Source organism: Rhizobium sp. BK661 (genome assembly GCF_024808825.1).
Lineage (GTDB): Bacteria > Pseudomonadota > Alphaproteobacteria > Rhizobiales > Rhizobiaceae > Rhizobium.
Genome location: NZ_JANTYT010000007.1, coordinates 75,913 through 98,772 on the forward strand (window position 1 = coordinate 75,913; position 22,860 = coordinate 98,772).

Here is a 22,860-nt window from a genome sequence, read left to right on the forward strand (position 1 = left end):
TTCAGTACCTGTAAGTATAATTGTCAGCGACGCTAGCGAAATGCAGTCTCGCCGCCGCCAGCTGGGATACAACGATGTTGATGGTGACACCCATAATGTCGGCTGCCTGCTGATAGCTATGACCTTCGACAACAACCAGCAAAAAGGCGCTGGATGTGCCTTCGGGCATGTCGGCGATCATGCGGTGGATGACATCGGGGTCGACGAGGGAAGTGCGATCGCGGTTCGCTTCCCGGATATCAGTGACATTGCTCCGGGAAGCGGGATGCGGCTTGCGTCGGCGATGGTCGTCGCTCCAATGCTGGCGGGCGAGGGCGTACACCCAACTTTCCAGACGGCCTTCGCCATTCCATTGATTGCCCTTTGCAATGGCGCGCTCGCACGCCACCTGCGCGAGTTCGTCCGCGCTGGCTGCGTCACCGGCAAGGGTCATCGCGAAACGCCGTAGCCGAGGCAGAAGGCCCACTAGGTCGCGTCTGAGATCGATGGTCGTCACGGGTTGACGCATGGTCTTTCCAGGTAATGCATGAGTGCTCGGGGAGAGCACCCAGCAGGAGATCGATTTTATATCGCTTCTGTGTCCTTTATGAAACAAGTAGCTGATGCTTCGCAAGCATCCGGCAGCGTATCCCACGGGTTCTCAAAGCTTTTCTTCGTCAGGCCCGGCTCGGCTCAACCTCAGTACGTGCGGTAACCGTTCAGTGCCTGCAGCAGCGAACGATAAGCCCAGGTTTGCTCGCCGCCCCGATCCCGGATCTCGACGAGCTGAACGCGCGCTCCCTGCACGTCACCCTGTTCCACCAAAGCTTGTCCCATGTATGACCGTGCCAGAATATAATTCTCGTCCGCCTGCAACGCCTTGCGGTAGTACGACACCCCCAGTTCCATTCTGCCCGCCTTGCGGTTGGCATAGCCGAGATAATTCAGGATGCGCGGATCGTTCTGGTTATTGGCAAGCCGAAGCACGGTCAGGGCGTTGTCGTACTGACCGGCATAGGCGAATTCGCGGGCTGCCTTGTAGAGATCATCGTCGTTGAACGAATTCTTCTTCGGGACCACGCATTCCTTGCGCTTCCCATCCCAGACCTTGCCATCAGCACATTTTGTCGTCGTTTCGGTCTTTGGCGGCGGCTTGGTTTCGTCGCTCTCATCACCGATGCCAAAGGCGGATGAAGAGGCGGCGATGATGAACGAAGCGGCTAGGGCCAGGCTGCGAAGCCTGGGGGATGCCATGGGCATGCAATGACTCCGTGAATTGGTGCTGCAGAGACAACAAGTTTACGTGGCAATCGCCACTTGCCAAGTCCTCGGATGCCTTCTGAAATTCAAGATATCGTCATCTTTCAGTTTCTGAATCAATTTGCCGAGGCGATGATTCCGAAAGCGGCGCTAACGTGTGAAAATATCGACACTTTCGCTGCAAACGCTGTCGCCCATGGAGTTGATGCTGAAGCGCTCTCCTGTGAGTTCCCATGCGCCCGGAGAGCCGTCGATCGAGAACAGATTATAGGCGGCTCGGGGTTTTAATCCTCCCGGCCCCTGCGATGCGGAGGCGATGCCGACCACGGGAACGGGACCTGTTTGGCCACGCAGCCAGTGGAGCGTATTCAAATGGGTATGGCCGTGGAGCACCAATTCGGCGCCGCCGGTGGAGATCACGGCGCCAAAGCGGCGGATGCCGATCATTCGCTTGTGGAAGGAGGTCGCGCCGCGGATGGGCGGGTGGTGGATCATCACTACTCGAAACAGGCCGGCCTCGCCGGCCGCGCGCAGCATGTTCACGGTGTCACGCGCCTGTCGCTCACCGAAGAAGCCGCTGGCCGCAAAAGGGGGCGTTGCCACGGCTGTCGAGCAGCCGACAATGGCGACCTTGCCGCGAACGCGGAGGTAAGGAAAGACGTGGCGGTCTTCCTGCCATTCGGGCGGGGCGAGGTCGCCGCGCACATTGTCATACCATGCGCGCACCGATTTTTCGTAGGCGCCAGGGACGTAGGCATCGTGGTTTCCGGGCACGACGGAATTGTCTGCGGGATCGCCGAGTTCCTGCAGCCATGCGGCGGCGGCTCGGATTTCCAGCCCGCTCGCGAGATTCACGAGATCGCCGGTAACCGCCAGATGATCGGCCTGCTTCGTGCGGATGTCATCGAGCAATACATCCAGCGTGCTGCCGAAAAGGTGCTTGCGCCTGTTGCGATGCCAGTTCACAAAGCCGGTAATGCGTTTGGAGAAGAGCTCGCGGACCGAAAGGCGAGGGAGGGGGCCGAGATGGATATCGGAGATATGTGCGAGCTTGAACATGCCACGACACATAGCCCAGTAAGTTTGCAATTCAAACACATCTGCTTGAACGGATTAATGGAATTGGAAAAAGCGTGATCGGAACCATCCGCCCTTGGCAGTCGCGCGCACTGATGCGCATTGTGCATGCGTATTTTGCGGTCGCGCGTGGAATGACGATGGGCGTGCGGGCTGCCTGCTTCGATGAGACGGGGCGCATCTTCCTCGTGCGGCACAGCTACATACCCGGCTGGCATATGCCGGGCGGAGGGCTCGAGCGCCATGAAACTGCCGAGGAAGCGTTGATCAAAGAACTCCGCGAGGAGGGGAATTTGCGTATTCTCGGACGGCCGCAGCTGTTTCACGTCTATTTTAACAAGGCGGCGAGCCGACGCGACCATGTCCTCTTCTATAAGACGCAGGTGGAGCAAACCGCACCCCGTCCACCGGATCGCGAAATCGTCGAGTGCGGCTTTTTCGCCATCGATGACCTGCCAGCAGATACCACGGAGGCAACACGCCGCCGGCTGGCGGAACTCGCGGGCGAGCAGGAGCTCGCCCACGTGTGGTAGACCAGCGCTAGGCTGCAGCCAATCGCGCCCGGCCATGCGGGCGATCGAGATCTAGCGCTGGGCCGACAGGCACGATGCCGGTCGGATTGATCGTCTTGTGGCTGCGGTAATAGTGGTCCTTGATGTGACTGAAATTGACCGTCTCCTTGACGCCCGGCGTCTGGTAGAGATCGCGCAGGTAAGCCGACAAATTAGGATAGTCTTCGATACGGCGGATGTTGCACTTGAAGTGACCGACATACACGGCATCAAAACGAACCAGCGTCGTGAACAGCCGCCAGTCGGCCTCGGTCAGCCGATCGCCGAAGAGATAACGACCCTTGCCCAGACGGTCTTCAAGCATATCGAGTGTTTCGAAAAGCTTGACCACATTCTCCCCGTAGGCTTCCTGGGTCGTGGCAAAGCCGGCCTTATAGACACCGTTGTTGACGGTGTCATAGACGACGGAATTAAGCTCATCGATATCGGCGCGCAGGCCTTGCGGATAAAAATCAGCAGTCGAGCCGGTCAAATGATCAAAGGCGCTGTTGAACATCCGGATGATTTCGGACGACTCGTTGTTGACGATCGTGTTGGTCTTCTTGTCCCACAAGACAGGCACGGTCACGCGGCCGGAATAATGTGGGTCGGCCTTCACATAGACTTCCCACAGCGTCTTGGAACCGAAGAGATGATCGCCCGTTGCGCCGTCGCCGACCTTGAACTCCCAGCCGTTCGACAACATTAGCGGATCGACGACCGAAACGCTGATAAGATTCTCGAGCTTCTTGAGCTTGCGGAAGATGAGCGTGCGATGCGCCCAAGGGCAGGCCACCGAAACATAGAGATGGTAACGGTCAGCCTCGGCTTTGAAGCCACCGATACCGGACGGTCCGGCTGCGCCGTCGGCGGTAATCCAGTTGCGAAACTGGGAAGCGGCGCGCTTGAAGTGCCCTTTGGTTTCTTTCGTATCGTACCAGACGTCATGCCAGACGCCATCAACCAGCATGCCCATGTTGTGATCCTTCAATTTTTCCTTGGCCCACACATATCGCAGGTCCGGCGCATTTGCAGGGCGGTAAAGATTGAACAGTGCGTCACGCAGCGTTGCCTTGCGCTAAATTTCCATTGGACGGCCGAAATTTTTCCTGCTATCGGCCATTTTATACTTCAGGAACCCGATTTGATGTTTGCACCGAGAAACCTGCGACGACGCTGATGCTCCCGAACGCCGAAGGGCGTGCTCGAGATCCATCAATTCTGTCTACCCGGTTTCCGTCTCATCATGCACAAGCACGATCTGGTCTACCTCACTGAGGATGCGTCGCACGACGCTGCCATCGAACACATCAACGAAGAAGCATTCGGTCCCGGGCGGCATACCCGGGCCGCCGCGCGGATTCGCGAGCAGGGGCCGCACGACCTCTCGCTCTCCTTCATATGCGCCGACGACGGCGAAACGATTGCATCAGTGCGCATGACGCCCGTCCTGGCGGGTTCGGTCAATGCGCACCTGCTGGGGCCACTGGCCGTGCGACCGTCCCACAAGGGTCGCGGTATCGGCCGGGAACTGGTTCGGATCGCCATTGATGCCGCGCGCCGCAAGGGATCGGAGGCAGTCATCCTCATCGGCGATCCTCCCTACTACTGCCCGCTCGGTTTCGAGAGAGTTGCTCATAACGCACTGGCATTTCCCGGTCCCGTCGATCCGGCGCGCGTATTGGTCGTACCACTCGCCGAGGATGCGCAAAGCAGGCTCAAGGGAACTATTGGCTGGCGAAAATAGGTCGCGTGCGGTATTGAGCCTTATGCCTGAAGCGCGCTTTGCGTGATCTTTCAGTGGCTTGAAGGGCTAGAGCATGAGCGGCATTTCCATGGACGAGGCGCTGGATCGCGCCGGCACCGGGGCGTTCCAGCGACGCCTGATCGGTATCTTCGGTCTTGTGTGGGCGGCGGATGCCATGCAGGTGCTTGCTGTCGGCTTCACCGCAGCTTCTATCGCTGCCACTTTCGGCTTGTCCGTTCCGCAAGCCCTGCAGACTGGTACACTATTCTTTCTCGGCATGCTTATCGGAGCCGTCGCCTTCGGGCGGCTTGCCGACAGGGTCGGACGCCGCCAAGTGCTGATCGTGACGGTCGCCTTCGATGCGCTTTTCGGCATTCTTTCTATCTTCGCTCCCAGTTTTGTCGCTCTGCTTGCATTGCGATTCCTCACCGGCATGGCGGTTGGCGGCACGCTGCCGGTGGACTACGCGATGATGGCCGAATTCCTACCTGCCAAGAGCCGTGGCCGCTGGTTGGTTGCGCTCGAAGGTTTCTGGGCGATCGGAACGCTGATTGTCGCGCTGGCCGCCTGGGCTGCGAGCGTTGCCGGAGTGACCGACCCCTGGCGCTATATTTTCGCGGTCACGGCTGTGCCGGCCCTGGTGGGTCTTACGCTGCGCTTCTTCGTTCCTGAATCACCGCTTTACCTGTTACGGACCGGACGGACAGCCGAGGCGAAGGTGATCGTCAACAGGATGCTGGCTGTGAATCAGAAAGCGCCCCTGCCGTCGGACGACGAAATCGTCGCAACGCCATATGCAGCGGAAGGCATATTCTCCGACGAGTTGCGGCGCCGTAGCCTGTTGATCCTGGCGATCTGGTTCCTGGTTTCCGTTTCCTACTACGGCGTCTTCACGTGGATGCCGGCGAAGCTGGCGGGCGATGGGTTCGGCTTTGTGCGCGGATACGGCTTCCTGGTGTTCGTTGCACTTGCGCAGGTGCCAGGTTATGCACTTGCCGCCTATGGGGTCGAGGCCTGGGGCCGCAAGCCGACATTGATCGGGTTCTGCCTGCTGTCGGCGCTCGGGTGCCTGCTCTTTGTCGTTTCTCCAAGCGATATGCTTGTCGGCGCGTCGCTGCTGGTTATGAGCTTCGCGCTGCTCGGAACCTGGGGAGCACTCTACGCCTATACGCCGGAACTCTACCCCACCGCATCGCGAGCGACGGGCATGGGATCGGCAGGGGCGATGGCGCGCCTCGGTGGCTTGCTTGCGCCTTCCCTGATGGCATACGTCGTTTCAGGCGGATTGGGCTTGGCCATCGGCCTGTTCGCGGGCCTGTTGGTCGTGGCAGCAATAGCCACGACGGCAATCGATACGGAGACGCGGCTGGCTGCGCTCAGCTAACTTCGGCCAGCACCTTGCGCAGAAATGTGCGCGTTCGGCCTTTTGGAAACTCAGACAATTCGCCGAATATCTGGTAGCCTTGACGTTGGTATGCCCGTAGCGCTTGTGGATTGAAGGTATCGATCCAGGCACCGTGGCAGCCGCGTGCGATTGCCTCCTCTTCGGCCAGGGCAAGGATCTTGCCGGCCATGCCCTTACCGCGTTCGTCGTCGGGAATGTACAGCAACTGCGTGAAAAGCCAGCCCCAGGCAGTATAGCCGGAAAGCCCACCGGAGACGTTGCCGTCGGTATCGCGGATGAGAACCGCAAGCGGCCGGCGCTCGGCAGGGCCGACGTCATGGACGTTGAAGGCCGAGAGTGCGTCGCCGATCGTCGTGAGATCATCGGCTGCGGGCGAGCCCGTTAGCTCAAATTCGGCCATGCCGCTAACGCCCTTCGCGCCACCACATGGCGCCGAAGGCAAGGAGCAGGATGCCGACGCCGGCAAAACCGGCAAACAGCGGCAGGGTGTTGATGCCCTTCAGCACCGTTTCATTCGTGAGGTGGATCTGCATACGATCGTTGTCGGCAACGCGGATCTGGCCACGAACCGGCAAGATCGGCGGGATGCTGATCGCGCCGTCATTGTTGGAAACACGGGTGACGAGGCCTTTCGACTTGTCGGCAATGGGCTTCAATGCATCGGTCGTCGAGATCATCGCCTTGAATTCCGGAGCATCGACCGCGCCGACATGAACGAGCGTCGTCATTTCGCCGTTCCTGATTTCGAAGAGGCCGATCTCGTCCATCTTCTTTTCCGCCTTGAAGAGACCTGGCTCAGCTTGCGTCAGCGGCAGTGTTTCCGTCTTGCCGGAGGGGTAGCGGACCGTCGCATCGCCAGGGTTGCCCCCGATCGTCTGCCGCGTAATCTCCAGCGTGCGGCCGGCTGCCCGTGCAGTCAGCGCCTCTTCCTCAAGGGCTGGTTCCTTCATGAGCCAATGCGCGACGCGACGATAGAGCGACACGTGCGGGCCACCGCCTTCAAAGCCGCGCGCCCAGAGCCAGCCCTGATCGGAGAGCAGCATCGCGACGCGTCCCTGTCCGGCGCGATTGAGAACGAGCAGCGGATGGTTGTCCGCGCCGACCATTACGGTCTGGCCCTGCGGCTGTTCGACATCGACGCTGCGGAACCAGCGGCCCCAATGCGGCGGCTCGTCTGCGGATCCATCGAGACCGCGGGTGACCGGGTGTTTGCGGCCTTCCTCCGAGAGCCTGGGATAGAAGGCCTTCTCGATCATCTGGCCGGTCGGCGCGGCCGGCAATACGGACGACAACGGCGTCAGCGCAATCGAATCTTGGCCGGCATGTTCGGGTCCGGCGGCAATCAGCAAGGCACCACCGTTTTCCACATACTGGGCGATGTAGTCGTAGTAGAGGATCGGCAGGACGCCACGATGCTGGTAGCGGTCGAAGATGATCAGGTCGAAGTCCTTGATCTTGTCGACGAACAGCTCGCGGGTCGGGAAAGCAATCAGCGATAGTTCGTTGATCGGCGTACCGTCCTGCTTTTCAGGCGGGCGCAGGATGGTGAAATGCACCAAATCCACAGACGCATCCGACTTCAGGAGGTTGCGCCACGCCCGCTCACCTGCGTGCGGCTCGCCGGAGACCAACAGAACGCGCAGGTTCTCGCGAATGCCGTCAATCACATGGACGGCGCGGTTGTTCGCCTCGGTAACCTCACCGGGAAGGCCGGCAACCGAAAATTCGAGGACGTTGCTGCCGCCGCGCTCGACCTTGAAAGAAAAAGGCGTGTCGCGTCCCGGTGTTGCCTGGAGCGTGGCGATCTCATTGCCGTTAAGCTTCACCGTGACGTCAGCGGTTCCCCCGGGGCTCGGGCCGTCGTCGAAGACGCGCAGCAGCAATTGCTGCTCCTCGTTGACGATGCCGAAGCGCGGTGCCTTGACGACTTCGATGCGGCGATCGAATTCGTTGGCCTTGCCGGTGATCAAGCCGTGGATCGGCGCGTCGAAGGCGAGCGCCTGGTTGACGCCGGGGACATCGTGGACTTCGCCATCCGTCAGCATGATCGCACCGCCGATGCGGGCGGGCGGTACATCCGCGACCGCCGCAGACAGCGCGTTGAACAGCCGCGTCGACGGCGCGTCGGAGTCCTCTGGTTCGCTTGCGTCGATGTAGCGTGGTTCGACATTGGGGAAGCGGGCGAGGCGCTCCTTCAACTGCGCCAGAGCATCGTCGGTCATCTTGATGCGTTCGGGTGTCTGCTGGCTCTGGCTGCGATCGACGATGACCGGCACGACAGTCGATAGTTGTTCGCGATCCTCCTGCAGCAACAGCGGATTGGCGAGGGCGGCCAGCAAAGCAACGGCGGCAATCGAGCGAACCCAGGCGCCGCGCACACGGCGCCAAATGGCAAATGCTGCGGTCACCAGGACAATGATCGCCAGACCCGCCAGGAGCGGCCAAGGAACGAAGGGCGAAAAATCAATCGTCATGTCACTGGCCCAACCGTTCCAAGAGAGCGGGAACGTGGACCTGATCGGTCTTGTAGTTGCCGGTCAGCATATACATCATGATATTGACGCCGCTGCGGTAGGCATATTCCCGCTGTGTCTCATCAGGCGGAACTGTCGGCAGCATGGGCACCCCGTTGTCATCGACGGCCCAGGCGCCAGCAAAGTCGTTGCCCGTGATGAGGATCGGCGAAACGCCATCGGCCGTCGCCGTCGACTTGGCATTGGTCGCGCGGTTTTCCTGGCGCGCCTCGATCCAGAGCGGGCTCCCGGTATAACGGCCGGGAAAGCTCGACAGGAGGTAGAAGGACTTCGTCAGCACGTGGTCCGAGGGTACCGGCTCGAGCGGCGGGATATCGAGGTTGGCAAGGATCTGCTGCAGTCGCTCGCCGTTGGCGCTGACCGAACCGCCGTTGTTGTCGAGCGCGCTGAACTGGTCGCGGGTGTCGAAGAGTACCGTCCCGCCAGCGCGCATATAGGCGTCGATCCTGTTGATCGCTGCCGACGAGGGCATGGGGGCGGTTGCCGAAATAGGCCAATAGATGATCGGATAGAAGGAAAGCTCGTCCTTCGTGAGATCCAGACCGACCGGTGGCGACGGTTCGAGCGTGGTGCGATAGGTCAGGAAGTCCGTCAGGCCGACAAGTCCGCGCTCTGAGATCCGGTCAACCTCCTGCTCACCGGTAACCACATAGGCGAGGTGCGTATTGTCGAGACGCTGAAAAATCTGATCGTCGCCCGGCTTTGCGTCGTCGGCTCGCGATTGCCCAGGTTGGAGGAGGAAGGCGGCGCTGATCGCCACGGCAACAAGCGCTGCCGCGCGCGCCGTTGGGCGAAGGCGCGAAAAGGCACCGCTCATGAACAGCACGATCAGGCTGTCAGCCAACAGGAGCAGGAAGGCAATCAGGAACAGGGCAGGCTTTGCAGACCATGTCTCCCCTCCAATCAACCCTTCGCGCACAACGGTAATGCCCGACGTATCGATAGGCTTCAACTCGGCATCCTTCGGCAACACGTTCAGCGCGGTAAATCCTTCCTCGGAGCCGTAGAGGCCCGGAGGATTGTCAAAGCTGGCAACTGGGGTGACCTTGGCGCTGGGGATCAACGGACGCGCCGTCCCGGTCTCCGTCGTCAACGCGCCTTTGGCGGTCAAGAGGCGGAAAGGCGGCAAGGCTTCTGCCGTGGAAGCACCGGCTTCGGCGGTGACGCCACCCGAGCGTGACAGTTGGACGAGGCGGCGTAGCATTTCGACGAAGTTACCCGAGATCGGCAGGTCGGACCACGTCGCCTCGGCACTGACGTGGAAGAGGACAATGCGGCCGGCATTGATCGGCTTCGTCGTTACCAGCGGCGTACCGTCAGCGAGGCTCGCCCAGGTGCGCTCGGCAAGATCTGGCGTCGGTTCAGCAAGAACCTGGCGTTTGACCGTGACATCCGTGGGCTTTGGCATTCCGGCGAACGGGCCGAAGGTGGGGAACTCCGCCAGCGGCTGCGGCTCGGCCCAGGACAGCGCACCACCAAGCGCGCGTTCACCCTGTCGTAATATGACCGGAACCAAGGGGTCGTCGGCGGGAGCGGCGGCAAGGCGCGGTCCGGCAAAGCGGACCAACGTGCCGCCATTGGCGATCCAGCGCTGCAGAGGCTCATAGGTCTGCTGGGGAAGGCGACCGATATCCGCCATGATGATCACCGACGGATTCTGCGACAGCAGGTCCGGTATCGACGTCGCGAGATCGGGTGTGTTCGGCTCGATCAGGTCGGCGTAGGGCTGCAGGGCGCGCTGAATGTAATAAAGCGGCGAAAGCAGCGGCTGGAACGTATCACCGACTTCACCGGACAGCAGGACGACGCGGCGACGCTTGAAGCCGTCGTCGAGCAGATGCACGGCGCCAGCAGTGGCGTGGTTATCCATGCTGACGCGCGCGAAATCGTTGCGCATTTCGAACGGCGCCGTGATCGATCCGGTCGCGACGCTCTGACCCGGTTGGAAATCGATCGCGCCGGCGGCGATCGCACGCCCCTGAGTGTCTTGCGCCGTTATGGGATACGAAGCGGCAGCGGCACTATTGAGGCGGGTTGCAGTGACCGTCATGGTGTCGGCGGCATTGCTGGCCGACGTAATTGCCATCGTCTCGGTCGCGTCACCTGAGACCAAACGCAGTTGAGCCGGCGAGAGGTCGGAGAGCTGGCGGACGGTCGCGTCGTTATCGCCCGCAGCCGCTCCATCCGTCAGGAAGGCGAGGGTACCGGGATGAACGCCGTTTAGTGCAGCACGGAGAGCTTCGAAGGCGCGCTGCCGATCCGGCACAAGTGGCTTCGGTTCAGCGGCCCGCAGCTTGTCGCGGGCCGTCGCGGCCGTTCCCGGGACCGCATCGTTTGTCGGATCTGCCGTGAAGGCGATGGCAACCGGCGTTCCGGCCGCTTCAGCGTCATCTATCAGCGCCTCCGCTGTCTTTACGCGGCGATCCCAATCCGGGGATGTGGCCCAGCCATTGTCAACAAAGAGCACGAGCGGACCTCCGGAAGCGATTGAATTCGCTCGCGGATTGAAGACCGGGTCAGCGAGCGCCAGAATGACGGCTGTGGCCAACAGCATGCGCAACAAGGTCAACCACCAGGGGCTCTGGGCCGGGGTTTCCTCCCGCTTCAGGACTGTCGCGAGGATTCTCAGAGGCGGGAAGACCTCCGTCTTCGGGCGGGGTGGCGTCAATCTGAGCAGCCACCAGATGATCGGCAAGGCAAGAAGCGCGCCGAGGATTGCCGGGTAGGCGAATGCGAAGGGGAGAGAGCTCATGGTTGCCCTCCATGCGTCGCCTTTGCCGGCATGCCTGACAGATACATATGAACGGCCACCAGCGCTTCAGAGGCAAGATGATCGGTCCGATGGCTGACAAAGGTCCAGCCCATGTGGCGCAGCGCCTGGCCGAGATCGTACCGACGGCCGAGATAGGCGTGGGTATAGGCCTCGCGAACATGCTCGGCGCGGCCCGAGGTCAGCTTCGAGCCTGTCTCGGGATCAGTGAATTCGGTGCGGCCATCATAAGGGAAAAGTTCTTCGGCCGGGTCGGCGATCTCGATGACGTGGCCGCGCAGACCGCGCCGCGCCAAGGGGCTGATGCGCGCCATGACTGCGGCTGCATCGTCAAGAAAGTCACCAATCAGCACGAGTTCGCTCCAGCCGCGGATCATGGCCGTGTCGGGCAGTCCTCCACTCAGCGGCGCATGCATCAATGCTGTTGCGAGCCGTTCGGCAGCGTTGCGTGCGGCAATCGGTTCCATGACGCCGGGACACCCGATGCGTTCGCCGGAGCGTGCGAGGATCTCGGCAAGCGCAAGCATGATGACGAGAGCCCGACCTTCCTTGGAGGCGTTTCCAAAGGTCGACTTGTACATCATCGAGGGAGACATGTCGGCCCAGAGCCACACCGTGTGGGCTGCCTCCCACTCGCGGTCGCGGATGTAAGTGTGGTCGTCGCGTGCCGAGCGGCGCCAATCGATGCGGGACAGGCTCTCGCCTTCGCTATAGGGGCGGAACTGCCAGAAGTTCTCGCCAATGCCACGTTTGCGGCGGCCGTGCCAGCCGGCGATCACGCTATTCGCGATCCGCTTGGCCTCCACCAGGCAATCCGGCACCAGGCTCGCCCGCTGCCTTGCGCGAGCAAGGGCATCGGTGCCCGAAGTCGGATTGACGATCTGTCCGATGGGTGCCACGCAGACGCTTCCTTATCCCTTGGCCTGCTTGACCAGCCCGCCAACGACATCGCGGACCGACATGCCTTCCGCCCGCGCTGCGAATGTCAGTGCCATGCGGTGCTGCAGGATCGGCTCGGCGAGCGCATGGACGTCGTCAACGGATGGTGCGAGACGGCCCTCATATAGGGCGCGAGCGCGGGCGCAAAGCATCATCGCCTGGCCAGCGCGCGGGCCGGGACCCCAGGCGACGTTTTTGTCCGTCGAGGCGTTGCCCTGGCCTGGACGGGCGGAGCGGACGAGCGCGAGGATGGCGTCGACAACGGTTTCGCTGACGGGCATCTGACGGATCAGTGTCTGGATTTCGACAAGGCGCTCTGCATTCAGGATCGCTTGCGGCTTGGTTTCGCTGATGCCCGTCGTCTCAAGCAGGATCTGCCGCTCGGCCGCTAGTTCGGGGTAGTGGACATCGACCTGAAGAAGGAAGCGGTCGAGCTGTGCCTCCGGCAGAGGATAGGTACCTTCCTGTTCCAGCGGGTTCTGGGTGGCAAGGACGTGGAAGGGCACGGGCAAGTCGTAGCGGTGGCCGGCGACGGTGATATGGTATTCCTGCATGGATTGCAGCAAGGCCGATTGCGTGCGCGGCGACGCGCGGTTGATTTCGTCGGCCATCAACAGCTGGGCAAACACCGGACCTTTGACGAAACGGAAGGAGCGGCGGCCGCTGTCATCCTGGTCCATGACCTCAGAACCCAGAATATCAGAGGGCATGAGGTCTGGTGTAAACTGGATGCGGTTGGAGGCAAGGCCGAGCACTTCGCCGAGCGTTGTGACGAGTTTCGTCTTGGCGAGACCCGGCACGCCGACCAACAGGGCGTGACCGCCCGAGAGAACCGCGAGAAGAGTGTTCTCAACGACGCTTTCCTGGCCGAAGATGACCTTGGAGACTTCGCCCCGAACAGCGGCAATATCTGCGAGGGCCTTCTCGGCCGCGGCGATGATCGCCTTTTCATCGAGGGGGGCGTCGGTCTTCATCATACCCATAAGGCATCTCCAGCGGCTGATATCATTCGTCGCGAATCGTCAGGCTTACACGCAAGCGTCATACCAGATAGAGTTATGGAGATGTTGCGGGCTGACAAGTTCGTTCCGAATGACTATCTCGTGACCTTCTGGAGTTAAAGACAAACCGGGACAGAAGAATGGCAGCCGAAGAGATCAAGGCGACAACGGACGCGGCCGGTCTTGCCGCGCTGATTGCGCGCGCCGCCGGCGATGCTGGTGGCAAAGCCCGGGGTCTTCCGCCAGTCGACAGGTGGAATCCGCCGTTCTGCGGCGATATCGACATGGAAATCCGAGCGGATGGCACATGGTTCTACATGGGAACGCCGATCGGCAGGGCGCCGCTCGTCAGGTTGTTTTCAACGGTCTTGCGCAAGGACGAGGACGGGAAGACTTATCTTGTGACGCCTGTGGAAAGGGTGGGTATTCGCGTTGTGGATGCGCCGTTCGTGGCCGTTGAAATGAATGCCGGTGAACGGGATGGGGCGCCGCTACTGACCTTCCGGACGAATGTCGGCGATGTTGTCGAAGCTGGGCCGGAGCATCCGCTCCGCTTTGCAATCCACGGCGAAAACAGCGAGTTGAAACCCTATCTTCATGTGCGCGGGCAATTGGAGGCACTGATCTCCCGCCCCATCATGTACGAACTCGTCGAACGTGGCGAACGTCTCGACGTTGACGGCACGACGATGTTCTGCCTTCGCTCCGGCGGAGTCACGTTTCCCGTTATGCCGGCGGATGAACTGGATGTACTCTCCCGATGACCAATGTTCTGACCGAAAACCGTTCGCTCTATTCGGCGGCTGAGTTTCGCCGGCGCGCGCTTCACCAGACCGGCGGCCCCGTGGATCTTTCCTGGCGCGATCACGGCGATCATATTCTCAACCCCGACATTGTTTCGCAGGTGGAAAGCTTCAAACTTCGCGATGCCGCGGTGCTGGTGCCGGTCATCGACGATGGTGACGATGCGCAGGTGATTTTCACCCAACGCACGGCGACGCTGCGCAAGCATTCGGGGCAGATCGCGTTTCCGGGTGGGAAGATCGACGCTGTCGACGGCTCCGCCGAAAAGGCTGCAATCAGGGAGACCCATGAGGAGATCGGTATCGACGGTTCCTTTGTCGAGACTGTAGCGCGGCTTCCGAACTACCTTGCATCGACCGGTTTCCGTATTACGCCGGTGCTTGCTGTGGTCCAGCGTGGCTTCGAATTGAAACTCAACCCGGCCGAGGTCGATGACGTCTTCGAAGTGCCGCTGTCTTTTCTGATGAACCCGGCCAACCATAGCCGTGACCAGCGCGTGCTCGACGGACTAGAGCGGCATTTCTACCGTATGCCCTATGAAAGCCGGATGATCTGGGGCATTACCGCCGGCATCGTTCGCACCCTCTATGAAAGGCTCTATGCATGACCAACCTTGGCAACGAGGCATGGTTCAAGGACCCGACTCTGACGCGCGTCTTTTCGCTGCTCAACGCCGATGGAGGCGAGGGGCGTGTCGTAGGCGGTGCCGTCCGCAACAGCCTCATGGGTCTCGCCGTGAGCGATATTGACGTGGCAACAACGCTGACGCCGGAACAGGTCATCGAGCGCGCGGCTGCTGCGGGAATCAAGGCCGTTCCGACCGGTGTTGCACACGGTACTGTAACGCTCGTTATCGACGGAAAGCCCTTTGAGGTCACGACGCTGAGGGCCGACTTGGAAACCGATGGGCGGCGCGCCAAGGTGGCCTTCAGTTCGGATTGGCAAACGGACGCGGAGCGCCGTGACCTGACGATCAATGCGCTCTATGTCGATGCCAAGGGCGATGTCATCGATCTGGTCGGTGGCCTTGCAGATATCGAGAAGCGCAACATCCGCTTCATCGGTGATGCGCCGACGCGTGTTGCCGAGGACTATCTGCGTATCCTGCGTTTTTTCCGTTTTTTTGCTTACTACGGCACTGGCCGTCCAGACGCCGACGGCTTGAGGGCGTGCGCATCCGCTCGCTCCAAACTGAAGACGCTTTCCGCCGAAAGGGTATGGTCGGAACTCCGCAAATTGCTGAGCGCCGAGGACCCTGGGCGGGCGCTCCTTTGGATGCGGCAGGTGGGCGTGCTCACTGAGATCCTCCCGGAAACGGAGAAATGGGGCATCGATACCATTCCGGCGTTGATCGACACGGAGCGGGCACTTGATTGGCGGCCCGACCCGCTTTTGCGCCTCGCCGCCATCGTTCCTCCCGATACCGAGCGGCTGGAGAAGATGGCAAGCCGCCTGAAGCTCGCCAATGCCGAGGTCGCCTACCTCAAGGCTTGGTCCAAGGGGCCTGTTGTCAACGACGAATTATCGTCGTCCGCCTTCGCACGGCTGCTTTATCGCTACGGCGCGGATGGGATCAAGACGCGCTTGAAGCTGGCGCTAGCTACCGCGCGCGGCAAAGCAGAAGGCGACATGCAGGAGATGGCTCGCTCGGCAAGGCTCGGCAATCTGCTGAACCACGCCGAAAACTGGAAGAAACCTCAGTTTCCGATCAATGGCGGCGACGTCATGGATGCAGGCGTGGCGGCCGGGAAGAGGGTGGGCGAGATGCTTTTGTCACTGGAGGACTTCTGGGTCGAGCAAAATTTCTCGCCTGACCGGGCGGCGTTACTCGCCCGGCTGAAAGATCTGACCAGATAGTTCAGGCCGCGGTCGCTTCGTTGCGGATCCGAGCCTTGATGTTGTCGACCATGTTTTCACGGATGACAGTCTCGCCGTGGGCGCTACGCATGTGCTCAACGACACGACGGACGATTTCGGCATCATCATTCGCCCGGGTATGCCAGTCGCATCCGGGGACGAGCGTGCCACATTCAAAGAGTCTCATTATTTCCTCCTTCTGTCGGATTTCATGCCATTGCGCGGTGCTGCAATGCGTGAATGTTCGAAACGGTAGGAAGGTTCCGGAGCCGGCCGGCGCGAAGGACCGGCCGGGTGGTCATTTTATCCTTATTCGGGCATTGCCCAGGATCTGTAGCAATCGGTCGCTGCTTTGTTGTCCTGGCGCGTGGCCAGACGATCGAGTTCTTCCGGCGTCTTACCACTGGCCAGTTGAAGCTTCACTTGCTGGATAAAGCATGAAAGTGGGAGGTCTGATCCACTCTTTGCCCTGAACCCTTCGGCAATCCGGTATAGAAACTCCGGCGTATCGGCGGGTGGGGGCGGCTCATGGGCAGTCGCGGATGCCGCAGAGCTAGTTTGTATCGTCATGACAATCCTCCTCCGATTGTTACGCGTACACCTTTAGACTTAGTGGTCCAGTCTCCGAATTTAAGCCCCGCGGTCGTCTTTATTTACGCGGTCACGGCCAGCGGACGAGAGGGGGCAGGGATGAGAGAATGGACTCTACGTTTCCTCCTGTCTTGAGGCCAAAGATTGTACCTCGATCGTAGAGGAGATTGAACTCAACATAGCGCCCACGGCGAATCAATTGTTCGTCACGATCCACGTCTGTCCACTGTTTATTGAAGTTCGAACGAACAATCCGTGGATAAACCATTGCGAAGGCCCGTCCGACGTCGCGGGTGAAGGCAAAATCGGCGTCCCAGCCGCCTGCTTCCTCGCTTGAATGCAGCCAGTCGTAGAAGATGCCGCCGATGCCGCGTGGCTCGTTCCGGTGCTTCAGGAAGAAATACTCGTCGCACCACGTCTTGTAGGCCGCATAATCGGCGACGCCGGAGTGGCTGCGGCAGGCGATCTCCATCGCTTTGTGGAACAGCTCGCTGTCCTCGTCCTCCTGGGTGCGGCGGCGATCGAGCACCGGCGTCAGATCGGCGCCACCGCCGAACCAGCGGCTGGAGGTCACCACCATGCGCGTGTTCATGTGAACGGCAGGCACGTTGGGGTTGACCGGATGGGCGATCAGCGAAATGCCCGAGGCCCAGAAGCGTGGATCCTCCTTGGCGCCCGGCATCTGGGCGCGGAGGTCCGGCGCGAATTCGCCATATACGGTGGAGGTGTGCACGCCAACCTTCTCGAAGACGCGACCGTTCATCATCGACATGCGGCCGCCGCCACCTGCACCGTTTTCGCGGGACCAGTCCTTGGCCACGAAGCGGCCCGGCGCTCTATCCGAAAGCGGGCCGGAGACCTCGTCTTCTAGCGTTTCAAAAGACTCGCAGATGGTGTCGCGGAGACTTTCGAACCATGCCCGGGCAGTCGACTTCTTTTCTTCGATATCGTTAGGCAGGCCAATCGGAAGTTCGGGTCTTTCCATTCTGTTTCTCTCCGAGCGGGTCGACGATCGACTCGTGCCTTCGTCTTTGCTGCTCTGATAGCAGGTAGGGCAGGGTCCTACCAGCGCAGTGGACCGGCCTGAGGCTTCCTCAGATTCGACTCGCAAAAAGCGATTTTCGATATTACCTTTTTCCTACAGAGGTAGGCTCATGACGAAAATTCCTGGACCTCCGTCGTTCGATGGTCTCAAGCGACGGATTGCTACCCACCGGGCGGAAGGCACACCCCGGAAGAACGATCGTTTCGTACGACAGACATATTGTCTCAATCTGCTCGATGCCCGCGCCAAGGCGCGCGAATGGTTCGACGAATACCCCAAGGCCGCGTATTGGACGGAAGTCGAGAGCTGGCGACAGCTCGAAGGCGATCAGATCGAATTCACGATGCGGCGGTTGCCATCTGCCGATTGAGCGCTATTCAGCGGCACCTTTGAGCCTGCTTTCAATCAGGAGGCCGCTCTCGTCCAGGATTGGGTGTGCGACGGAGACGATGTGGGCGTTGATCCGCTTCAGGTCGCGCAGCATATCGAGATGGAGCGAGCTTGTTTGAAGGCTGTCGGCGCGGCCATCGCGCAAGCGTTCCAGATGCCGCTCCGAGGATTGTTTCTCCATTCGCCTAACCTCGACCTTCACCTCCATCAATTGCCGAGCGAGATTGAAGTCGCCAGTGACGAAGATCGTCTGGGCGATCCGCAGATTGTCGATCGTCAGGTGGAACAGCTTCCTCAGTTCCTCATAGCCTTCTTCGGAGAACTTCAGCCCGAGCGAGAGCTTCTTCGTCACCTGCGGCATGAGACCCTTTTCGATGATGTCACCGATGTGTTCGAGATTGATCGCGTAGTCGATAATCACGATCGAGCGGCGACCGTCTTCTTCGCTCAGACCGGCACGGCCGAGCTTTGAAAGGTAGACCTTTACCTCCTGTTGCAGGCTGTCGACCCGCCTTTCCAGCGACGGGATTTCCTTGAGATTCTCCAGATTGGTGGCCTCGAAGGCATCCGACGCGCGTATCAGCATGCGTTCGATCAGATCGCCGACGCCGAGGACCTCCCTCGTCGCACTGGCAAGCGCAACGACCGGCGTCGCCAGCTCGTGTTGGTCGAGATACCGTGGCCCACCGTCCGGCTGAGCCTCTTCCGGCACCAGTCTCAGCATGAGCCGCGAGAGTGAGCGAGAGAACGGCCAGGCCAGCGCTGCCAGCATAAGGTTGAAGGCGAGATGCGCATCGACCGGTAGTTTCGCCTGCGTCAGCGGCAATGTTCCGAGCAGATCCGCGCCGTAGCCGGCAAGCGGCAATGCAATCAGGCAGCCGATGGCACGCACGATCAGATTGCCGAGCGTGACCCGCTTGGCCGCCGCGGGCCCGGCTAGTGAGGCGATCACGGGCGGAATGGCGCCGCCGAGATTGGCGCCTAGCACCAGCACGATGATCAATCCTGCGGACAGGATGCCCGTCGAAGCCAGCGAGAGAATGAGGACGACGGCGGCAAGGCTCGATGAGGAAATGAAGGCGATGGCGGCGGAAAAGGCCAATGCGACTGGCCAGGCATTGTCGAGCAGGGAGATGAAGGCGCCGAGCGCCGGCGACTGCCGCATCGGTTCGGTGGCGCTGCTCAACAGATGCAGCGACAACAGCATCAGGCCGATGCCGATCAGCGCTGTGCCACCGCTCTGGCGCGACGACGAGCCGCTGCGATGCAGGACTGTGCCGGCAAGGATCACCAGCGGCGACAGCCACTCGATGCCGGTGGCGACGATCCAGGCGGTTACGGCGGTTCCGACGTTGGCACCGAGCAGAACGATTTGCGCCATGCGCGGCTTCACCAATTCGCGCTCGACGAAAGAGGCGACCATCAGCGCCGTCGCCGTCGAACTCTGCAGCGCGATCGTCGCGAAGAAGCCCGACACGAACGAGCGGAGGCCGCTGCGCGTGCCGGTGGCAAGGCCGGTGCGCAACCGCGCTCCAAACGCTCGAGAAACACCGTCCTTCACCTGTGCAAGGCCGAACAGCAGCAGAGCTACCGCGCCAAACAGATTGATCATAACGATCGTGGATTCCATGCTGCCTTTTCTCTTGCGTTTTTTTGACAACAAGCGCCGTTCTGTTCGAATCTCTCTTTGTCAAGTGATTGAAAACATAGCTTTCCGGACAGTGAGTTCATTGTCCGGCTAAAAACTATACGCCGCTTGGAAAAATTCACAACGCCGTTTGCGACATGTTCTAAGGCTGCATCGGCATTTGAGTCAGCGAGGTCAGAAGTCAACGCCAGACGGTCTGCCGCATGGCCTCTCCGACGATCATCGCAGCCGAGACCGCGACGTTGATGGAGCGTTGGCCTTCCATCATCGGGACAAGTATCCGGGCGTCTGCTGCTGCGTGCACGTGATCGGGGACGCCGGAGCTCTCGCGGCCGAACAGGAGAATGTCGTCGGCTCGGAACTGCAAGTCGGTGTAGCGTTCGGCCGCCTTGGTGGATGCCAGTATGAGGCGGCGGCCGGTAGACTTTCGCCAGTTTTCGAAACAATCCCAATTGACGTGGCGGGTGAGGGCTGCAGCAGCGATATAGTCCATCCCGGCCCGCTTGAGATTGCGATCCGATATGTCAAAGCCCGCAGGCTCGATGATGTCAACGGCAAAGCCGAGGCAGGCGGCAAGCCGCAAGATCGTGCCGGTGTTACCAGGAATGTCGGGCTGATAAAGGGCTAGTCTGAGGTCGGCCATCGCGAATGTCGTCGTTTCTGTTTTCTCGAGAGACACCTATTGCAACTGTGATTTTGGCGCAACAGGACGCATTTTGGCCGACAATTGTTCAATTTCCGGCCCGTCGGGACTGGAAATTGAGCTTGTTTCGCGTTAAGGGTGCACATCTTTTAATCGCCAGAAGGGAGCGCCAGATGGAAATGTTGCCGCGTATGCGCTCTCGACGCGTGAACCCGCGAGTGGCGATCTGGCACGCCTAGTGCCATTTCTTTCCTGAATTCCCATTTCTAATCCATTGCGCGGCTGTCGTGGCCTCGCCCCGTGAACGTCCGGTTCCCATATGAGCTCAAGCGCCTTTTTGCGCGAGCCGGGAGGCCGGAACTGCGAAGTTTCGGAGCATTTTCATGTTTGGCTGGTTCGAACAGCGACTCAATCCCTTCCCCAGTGAGGAGCCGGTTGCTCCCCCGAAGGGCCTTTTTGCATTTTGCTGGCACTACACGAAGCCGGCAGCACCGTGGCTCGCCATCATGGCGGTCCTGACGGCGCTGATTGCCGTCGGCGAGGTGGCACTTTTTCAGTTCCTCGGTGACATCGTGGACTGGCTTACCAAGGCGGACAAGGCGACATTCCTGCAGACGGAGTGGCCGAGGCTCGCGTGGATGGGAGCGTTGATCCTGATCGGTCTGCCGCTGGCAGCAGGCCTGGACTCGCTCATCATGCATCAGGTGCTTCTCGGCAACTATCCGATGATCGCCCGCTGGCAGATGCACCGCTTCCTGCTGCGCCACAGCATGACCTTCTTCGCCAACGAGTTCGCCGGACGCGTTGCGACGAAAGTGATGCAGACTTCGCTTGCCGTTCGTGAAACGACGATGAAGATCCTCGATGTCTTCGTCTATGTCGTCACCTATTTCCTGTCGATGATTATCGTCATCGCGGCCGCCGACGTGCGGCTGATGGTGCCGATCCTCGTCTGGCTCGCCGTCTATATCGGCATCGTTTCCTACTTCGTGCCGCGGCTTCGCAAGATCGCGGCACAGCAGGCGGACGCGCGCTCGATGATGACCGGTCGGGTGGTCGATAGCTACACGAACATCGCGACGGTCAAGCTGTTCTCACATGCCGGCCGTGAGGAGACCTATGCGCGGAGCGGCATGGAGGAGTTCCTAGGAACCGTCCACTCGCAAATGCGCCGCGTCACGCTGTTTCATATAGCGGTCTATATGAACAACTGCGTGGCCCTCTTCGTTGTATCAGGCCTGTCCATCTGGTTCTGGCTGAACGGACAGATCTCGGTCGGCGCGATCGCCATCGCTATTGGTCTTGCGATGCGTGTTAACGGCATGTCGCAGTGGATCATGTGGGAAGTCTCGGCCTTGTTCGAGAACATCGGCACGGTCTATGACGGCATGGAGATGATGACGAAGAAGCACGACATCGTCGACAAGCCGGACGCGCAGCAACTGTCGGCAAAAAAGGGCGCGATCCACTACGAACGCATCCGTTTCCACTACGGCAAGGGCAAAGGCGTCATCGACAATCTCTCCCTCGACATCAAGGCGGGCGAGAAGGTTGGTCTTGTCGGTCGCTCCGGCGCGGGCAAAACGACGCTGATGAACCTGCTACTGCGCTTCTATGACCTGGAGGCGGGCCGCATCACCATCGATGGACAGGACATCTCGGCTGTGTCGCAGGAGAGCCTGCGTGAACTGATCGGCGTCGTGACACAGGATACGTCCCTGTTGCACCGTTCGATCCGCGACAACATTGCCTATGGCCGCCCAGAGGCGAGCGATGCCCAGATCATCGAGGCCGCCAAGCGAGCGAATGCCTGGGAGTTCATCGAAGGGCTTTCCGACATGCAGGGCCGCAAGGGACTCGACGCGCAGGTTGGCGAGCGTGGCGTGAAGCTCTCCGGCGGTCAGCGCCAGCGCATCGCGATCGCCCGCGTCTTTCTGAAGGACGCGCCGATCCTGGTGCTCGACGAGGCGACATCGGCGCTCGACTCCGAGGTTGAAGCAGCGATCCAGGAGAACCTGTTTGCGTTGATGGAAGGCAAGACGGTGATTGCGATCGCGCATCGGCTGTCGACGCTCACCGAGATGGACCGCCTGATCGTGCTCGACAAGGGCAAGATCATCGAGGCTGGCGCGCATGCCGAACTTGTCGAACAAGGTGGCGTCTACGCTGACCTCTGGAACCGCCAATCCGGCGGCTTCCTGGCAGATCACTCGGAAGAGACGGAAGAGGCGGCCGAATAACCAGAAGCCCTCCCTGCGAATGCCGGGAGGGCTTCAATTTTTCGCGCATGGATGTCGATTCAGAGGCTGTCAGCCCAGTCTTTCACGCGGTTTCCTTCGACAAGCATGCTGTTGGTCGATGCAAGCGCACGCAACGCGAACAGACGTCGCTCTTCCTCGCGATCGACCCACACAGAGATCGCCTCGGCGATAGCCTCGTCGTAAGATATTTCCAGCTGTTCGACGATTGCATCAAGTCGTTCCGCAAGGGGCAGCGGAATACTTGACATGACTGTCTTCCTTGCTTGCATCGCGGCCGTCTCCCGTAAAAACCCATTGTACCCCGAGATTGTGGCGGGGTCAGTCGCATTCAACAGCGATGCCGCTGTTGTTACCGATT

23 protein-coding genes are annotated in these 22,860 nt (G+C 60.5%); 8 read left to right on the top strand and 15 right to left on the bottom strand.

Going from position 1 to position 22,860, the window contains the following annotated elements; genetic code table 11:
• Position 1 precedes the first annotated feature (1 nt).
• The 3 genes from FHX16_RS16490 to FHX16_RS16500 all read right to left on the bottom strand — a co-directional run bounded on the left by FHX16_RS16490 (position 2) and on the right by FHX16_RS16500 (position 2,298).
• A complete protein-coding gene (locus FHX16_RS16490) occupies positions 2–508 on the bottom strand; it encodes an RNA polymerase sigma factor (protein WP_183754146.1) in 507 nt (168 codons plus the stop codon).
• 170 nt (positions 509–678) lie between these two features.
• On the bottom strand, positions 679–1,239 hold the full coding sequence (locus FHX16_RS16495; RefSeq protein ID WP_183861226.1) for a hypothetical protein: 561 nt from the start codon (positions 1,237–1,239) through the stop codon (positions 679–681).
• Positions 1,240–1,389: 150 nt separating this feature from the next.
• Positions 1,390–2,298, bottom strand: coding sequence for a metallophosphoesterase family protein (locus FHX16_RS16500; protein WP_405049288.1), 909 nt, complete (start codon positions 2,296–2,298; stop codon positions 1,390–1,392).
• Between the two features lie 113 nt (positions 2,299–2,411).
• Between FHX16_RS16500 and FHX16_RS16505 the strand changes: the two genes are divergently transcribed.
• Complete coding sequence (locus tag FHX16_RS16505) at positions 2,412–2,849, top strand: NUDIX domain-containing protein (RefSeq protein ID WP_183754769.1); 438 nt, start codon at positions 2,412–2,414, stop codon at positions 2,847–2,849.
• A 7-nt stretch (positions 2,850–2,856) separates the two neighbouring features.
• On the opposite strand, the gene FHX16_RS16510 is transcribed toward FHX16_RS16505, so the two are convergent.
• Entirely contained in the window at positions 2,857–3,843 is a 987-nt protein-coding gene (locus FHX16_RS16510) for a glutathione S-transferase family protein (RefSeq protein ID WP_183861224.1), read from the bottom strand.
• Positions 3,844–4,113: 270 nt separating this feature from the next.
• Between FHX16_RS16510 and FHX16_RS16515 the strand changes: the two genes are divergently transcribed.
• Entirely contained in the window at positions 4,114–4,614 is a 501-nt protein-coding gene (locus tag FHX16_RS16515) for a GNAT family N-acetyltransferase (RefSeq protein ID WP_183754150.1), read from the top strand.
• Positions 4,615–4,687: 73 nt separating this feature from the next.
• Positions 4,688–5,998: an MFS transporter gene (locus FHX16_RS16520; protein WP_183861222.1), complete on the top strand. Its 1,311-nt coding sequence runs from the start codon at positions 4,688–4,690 to the stop codon at positions 5,996–5,998.
• Here the strand turns inward: FHX16_RS16520 and FHX16_RS16525 are convergent.
• Genes FHX16_RS16525 through FHX16_RS16545 form a run of 5 tightly spaced genes read right to left on the bottom strand, consistent with a single transcriptional unit; the run spans position 5,991 to position 13,245 of the window.
• On the bottom strand, positions 5,991–6,419 hold the full coding sequence (locus FHX16_RS16525) for an N-acetyltransferase (protein WP_183861221.1): 429 nt from the start codon (positions 6,417–6,419) through the stop codon (positions 5,991–5,993). The two genes, FHX16_RS16520 and FHX16_RS16525, sit on opposite strands and share 8 nt — an antisense overlap.
• A gap of 4 nt (positions 6,420–6,423) precedes the next feature.
• The gene (locus FHX16_RS16530) at positions 6,424–8,493 is read right to left on the bottom strand and encodes a hypothetical protein (protein ID WP_183861219.1); all 2,070 of its coding nucleotides are present in this window, start codon (positions 8,491–8,493) and stop codon (positions 6,424–6,426) included.
• A gap of 1 nt (position 8,494) precedes the next feature.
• Entirely contained in the window at positions 8,495–11,305 is a 2,811-nt protein-coding gene (locus FHX16_RS16535; protein ID WP_259129453.1) for a DUF4159 domain-containing protein, read from the bottom strand.
• On the bottom strand, positions 11,302–12,222 hold the full coding sequence (locus tag FHX16_RS16540) for a DUF58 domain-containing protein (RefSeq protein ID WP_183754157.1): 921 nt from the start codon (positions 12,220–12,222) through the stop codon (positions 11,302–11,304). The genes FHX16_RS16535 and FHX16_RS16540 overlap by 4 nt, the downstream gene beginning before the upstream one ends.
• Before the next feature lie 12 nt (positions 12,223–12,234).
• The gene (locus tag FHX16_RS16545; RefSeq protein WP_183754159.1) at positions 12,235–13,245 is read right to left on the bottom strand and encodes a MoxR family ATPase; all 1,011 of its coding nucleotides are present in this window, start codon (positions 13,243–13,245) and stop codon (positions 12,235–12,237) included.
• 158 nt (positions 13,246–13,403) lie between these two features.
• Between FHX16_RS16545 and FHX16_RS16550 the strand changes: the two genes are divergently transcribed.
• From FHX16_RS16550 to FHX16_RS16560, 3 genes are read left to right on the top strand one after another with little or no spacing between them, the layout of a single operon-like run.
• Positions 13,404–14,027 carry a DUF1285 domain-containing protein gene (locus FHX16_RS16550; RefSeq protein WP_183754161.1) on the top strand — a complete coding sequence of 208 codons (624 nt, stop codon included), beginning with the start codon at positions 13,404–13,406 and terminating at the stop codon, positions 14,025–14,027.
• Entirely contained in the window at positions 14,024–14,674 is a 651-nt protein-coding gene (locus FHX16_RS16555) for a CoA pyrophosphatase (RefSeq protein WP_183861215.1), read from the top strand. The genes FHX16_RS16550 and FHX16_RS16555 overlap by 4 nt, the downstream gene beginning before the upstream one ends.
• Complete coding sequence (locus tag FHX16_RS16560) at positions 14,671–15,924, top strand: CCA tRNA nucleotidyltransferase (RefSeq protein WP_183861213.1); 1,254 nt, start codon at positions 14,671–14,673, stop codon at positions 15,922–15,924. Before FHX16_RS16555 ends, FHX16_RS16560 begins: the two co-directional genes overlap by 4 nt.
• Before the next feature lies 1 nt (position 15,925).
• On the opposite strand, the gene FHX16_RS16565 is transcribed toward FHX16_RS16560, so the two are convergent.
• The 3 genes from FHX16_RS16565 to hemF all read right to left on the bottom strand — a co-directional run bounded on the left by FHX16_RS16565 (position 15,926) and on the right by hemF (position 17,500).
• On the bottom strand, positions 15,926–16,111 hold the full coding sequence (locus FHX16_RS16565; RefSeq protein WP_016554720.1) for a DUF1059 domain-containing protein: 186 nt from the start codon (positions 16,109–16,111) through the stop codon (positions 15,926–15,928).
• 122 nt (positions 16,112–16,233) lie between these two features.
• Complete coding sequence (locus FHX16_RS16570) at positions 16,234–16,494, bottom strand: hypothetical protein (RefSeq protein ID WP_016554719.1); 261 nt, start codon at positions 16,492–16,494, stop codon at positions 16,234–16,236.
• A 91-nt stretch (positions 16,495–16,585) separates the two neighbouring features.
• The gene (gene hemF / locus FHX16_RS16575) at positions 16,586–17,500 is read right to left on the bottom strand and encodes an oxygen-dependent coproporphyrinogen oxidase (RefSeq protein WP_183861211.1); all 915 of its coding nucleotides are present in this window, start codon (positions 17,498–17,500) and stop codon (positions 16,586–16,588) included.
• Between the two features lie 169 nt (positions 17,501–17,669).
• Here hemF and FHX16_RS16580 point away from each other — a divergent pair, with 169 nt between their 5' ends.
• The gene (locus tag FHX16_RS16580) at positions 17,670–17,930 is read left to right on the top strand and encodes a hypothetical protein (RefSeq protein ID WP_007789934.1); all 261 of its coding nucleotides are present in this window, start codon (positions 17,670–17,672) and stop codon (positions 17,928–17,930) included.
• Positions 17,931–17,933: 3 nt separating this feature from the next.
• Here FHX16_RS16580 and FHX16_RS16585 read toward each other — a convergent pair whose 3' ends face one another.
• Together FHX16_RS16585 and FHX16_RS16590 are read right to left on the bottom strand one after the other, a co-directional pair.
• Positions 17,934–19,580, bottom strand: a complete 1,647-nt coding sequence (locus FHX16_RS16585; RefSeq protein WP_016554717.1) for a Na/Pi cotransporter family protein — start codon at positions 19,578–19,580, stop codon at positions 17,934–17,936.
• A 199-nt stretch (positions 19,581–19,779) separates the two neighbouring features.
• Positions 19,780–20,241: a tRNA (cytidine(34)-2'-O)-methyltransferase gene (locus tag FHX16_RS16590; protein ID WP_183861208.1), complete on the bottom strand. Its 462-nt coding sequence runs from the start codon at positions 20,239–20,241 to the stop codon at positions 19,780–19,782.
• A 383-nt stretch (positions 20,242–20,624) separates the two neighbouring features.
• Here FHX16_RS16590 and FHX16_RS16595 point away from each other — a divergent pair, with 383 nt between their 5' ends.
• On the top strand, positions 20,625–22,481 hold the full coding sequence (locus FHX16_RS16595) for an ABC transporter ATP-binding protein (protein WP_183861206.1): 1,857 nt from the start codon (positions 20,625–20,627) through the stop codon (positions 22,479–22,481).
• Between the two features lie 59 nt (positions 22,482–22,540).
• Here the strand turns inward: FHX16_RS16595 and FHX16_RS16600 are convergent, their stop codons facing one another.
• The gene (locus tag FHX16_RS16600; RefSeq protein ID WP_016554714.1) at positions 22,541–22,750 is read right to left on the bottom strand and encodes a hypothetical protein; all 210 of its coding nucleotides are present in this window, start codon (positions 22,748–22,750) and stop codon (positions 22,541–22,543) included.
• Positions 22,751–22,860: the final 110 nt, after the last annotated feature.

Excerpts from the sequence above, each read along its gene's own strand:
- FHX16_RS16490 (WP_183754146.1), bottom strand. The coding sequence starts at position 508 with ATGCGTCAACCCGTGACGACCATCGATCTCAGACGCGACCTAGTGGGC.
- FHX16_RS16495 (WP_183861226.1), bottom strand. The coding sequence starts at position 1,239 with ATGCCCATGGCATCCCCCAGGCTTCGCAGCCTGGCCCTAGCCGCTTCG.
- FHX16_RS16500 (WP_405049288.1), bottom strand. The coding sequence starts at position 2,298 with ATGTTCAAGCTCGCACATATCTCCGATATCCATCTCGGCCCCCTCCCT.
- FHX16_RS16505 (WP_183754769.1), top strand. The coding sequence starts at position 2,412 with ATGCGCATTGTGCATGCGTATTTTGCGGTCGCGCGTGGAATGACGATG.
- FHX16_RS16510 (WP_183861224.1), bottom strand. The coding sequence starts at position 3,843 with ATGGGCATGCTGGTTGATGGCGTCTGGCATGACGTCTGGTACGATACG.
- FHX16_RS16515 (WP_183754150.1), top strand. The coding sequence starts at position 4,114 with ATGCACAAGCACGATCTGGTCTACCTCACTGAGGATGCGTCGCACGAC.
- FHX16_RS16520 (WP_183861222.1), top strand. The coding sequence starts at position 4,688 with ATGAGCGGCATTTCCATGGACGAGGCGCTGGATCGCGCCGGCACCGGG.
- FHX16_RS16525 (WP_183861221.1), bottom strand. The coding sequence starts at position 6,419 with ATGGCCGAATTTGAGCTAACGGGCTCGCCCGCAGCCGATGATCTCACG.
- FHX16_RS16530 (WP_183861219.1), bottom strand. The coding sequence starts at position 8,493 with ATGACGATTGATTTTTCGCCCTTCGTTCCTTGGCCGCTCCTGGCGGGT.
- FHX16_RS16535 (WP_259129453.1), bottom strand. The coding sequence starts at position 11,305 with ATGAGCTCTCTCCCCTTCGCATTCGCCTACCCGGCAATCCTCGGCGCG.
- FHX16_RS16545 (WP_183754159.1), bottom strand. The coding sequence starts at position 13,245 with ATGGGTATGATGAAGACCGACGCCCCCCTCGATGAAAAGGCGATCATC.
- FHX16_RS16550 (WP_183754161.1), top strand. The coding sequence starts at position 13,404 with ATGGCAGCCGAAGAGATCAAGGCGACAACGGACGCGGCCGGTCTTGCC.
- FHX16_RS16555 (WP_183861215.1), top strand. The coding sequence starts at position 14,024 with ATGACCAATGTTCTGACCGAAAACCGTTCGCTCTATTCGGCGGCTGAG.
- FHX16_RS16560 (WP_183861213.1), top strand. The coding sequence starts at position 14,671 with ATGACCAACCTTGGCAACGAGGCATGGTTCAAGGACCCGACTCTGACG.
- FHX16_RS16565 (WP_016554720.1), bottom strand. The coding sequence starts at position 16,111 with ATGAGACTCTTTGAATGTGGCACGCTCGTCCCCGGATGCGACTGGCAT.
- FHX16_RS16570 (WP_016554719.1), bottom strand. The coding sequence starts at position 16,494 with ATGACGATACAAACTAGCTCTGCGGCATCCGCGACTGCCCATGAGCCG.
- hemF (WP_183861211.1), bottom strand. The coding sequence starts at position 17,500 with ATGGAAAGACCCGAACTTCCGATTGGCCTGCCTAACGATATCGAAGAA.
- FHX16_RS16580 (WP_007789934.1), top strand. The coding sequence starts at position 17,670 with ATGACGAAAATTCCTGGACCTCCGTCGTTCGATGGTCTCAAGCGACGG.
- FHX16_RS16585 (WP_016554717.1), bottom strand. The coding sequence starts at position 19,580 with ATGGAATCCACGATCGTTATGATCAATCTGTTTGGCGCGGTAGCTCTG.
- FHX16_RS16590 (WP_183861208.1), bottom strand. The coding sequence starts at position 20,241 with ATGGCCGACCTCAGACTAGCCCTTTATCAGCCCGACATTCCTGGTAAC.
- FHX16_RS16595 (WP_183861206.1), top strand. The coding sequence starts at position 20,625 with ATGTTTGGCTGGTTCGAACAGCGACTCAATCCCTTCCCCAGTGAGGAG.
- FHX16_RS16600 (WP_016554714.1), bottom strand. The coding sequence starts at position 22,750 with ATGTCAAGTATTCCGCTGCCCCTTGCGGAACGACTTGATGCAATCGTC.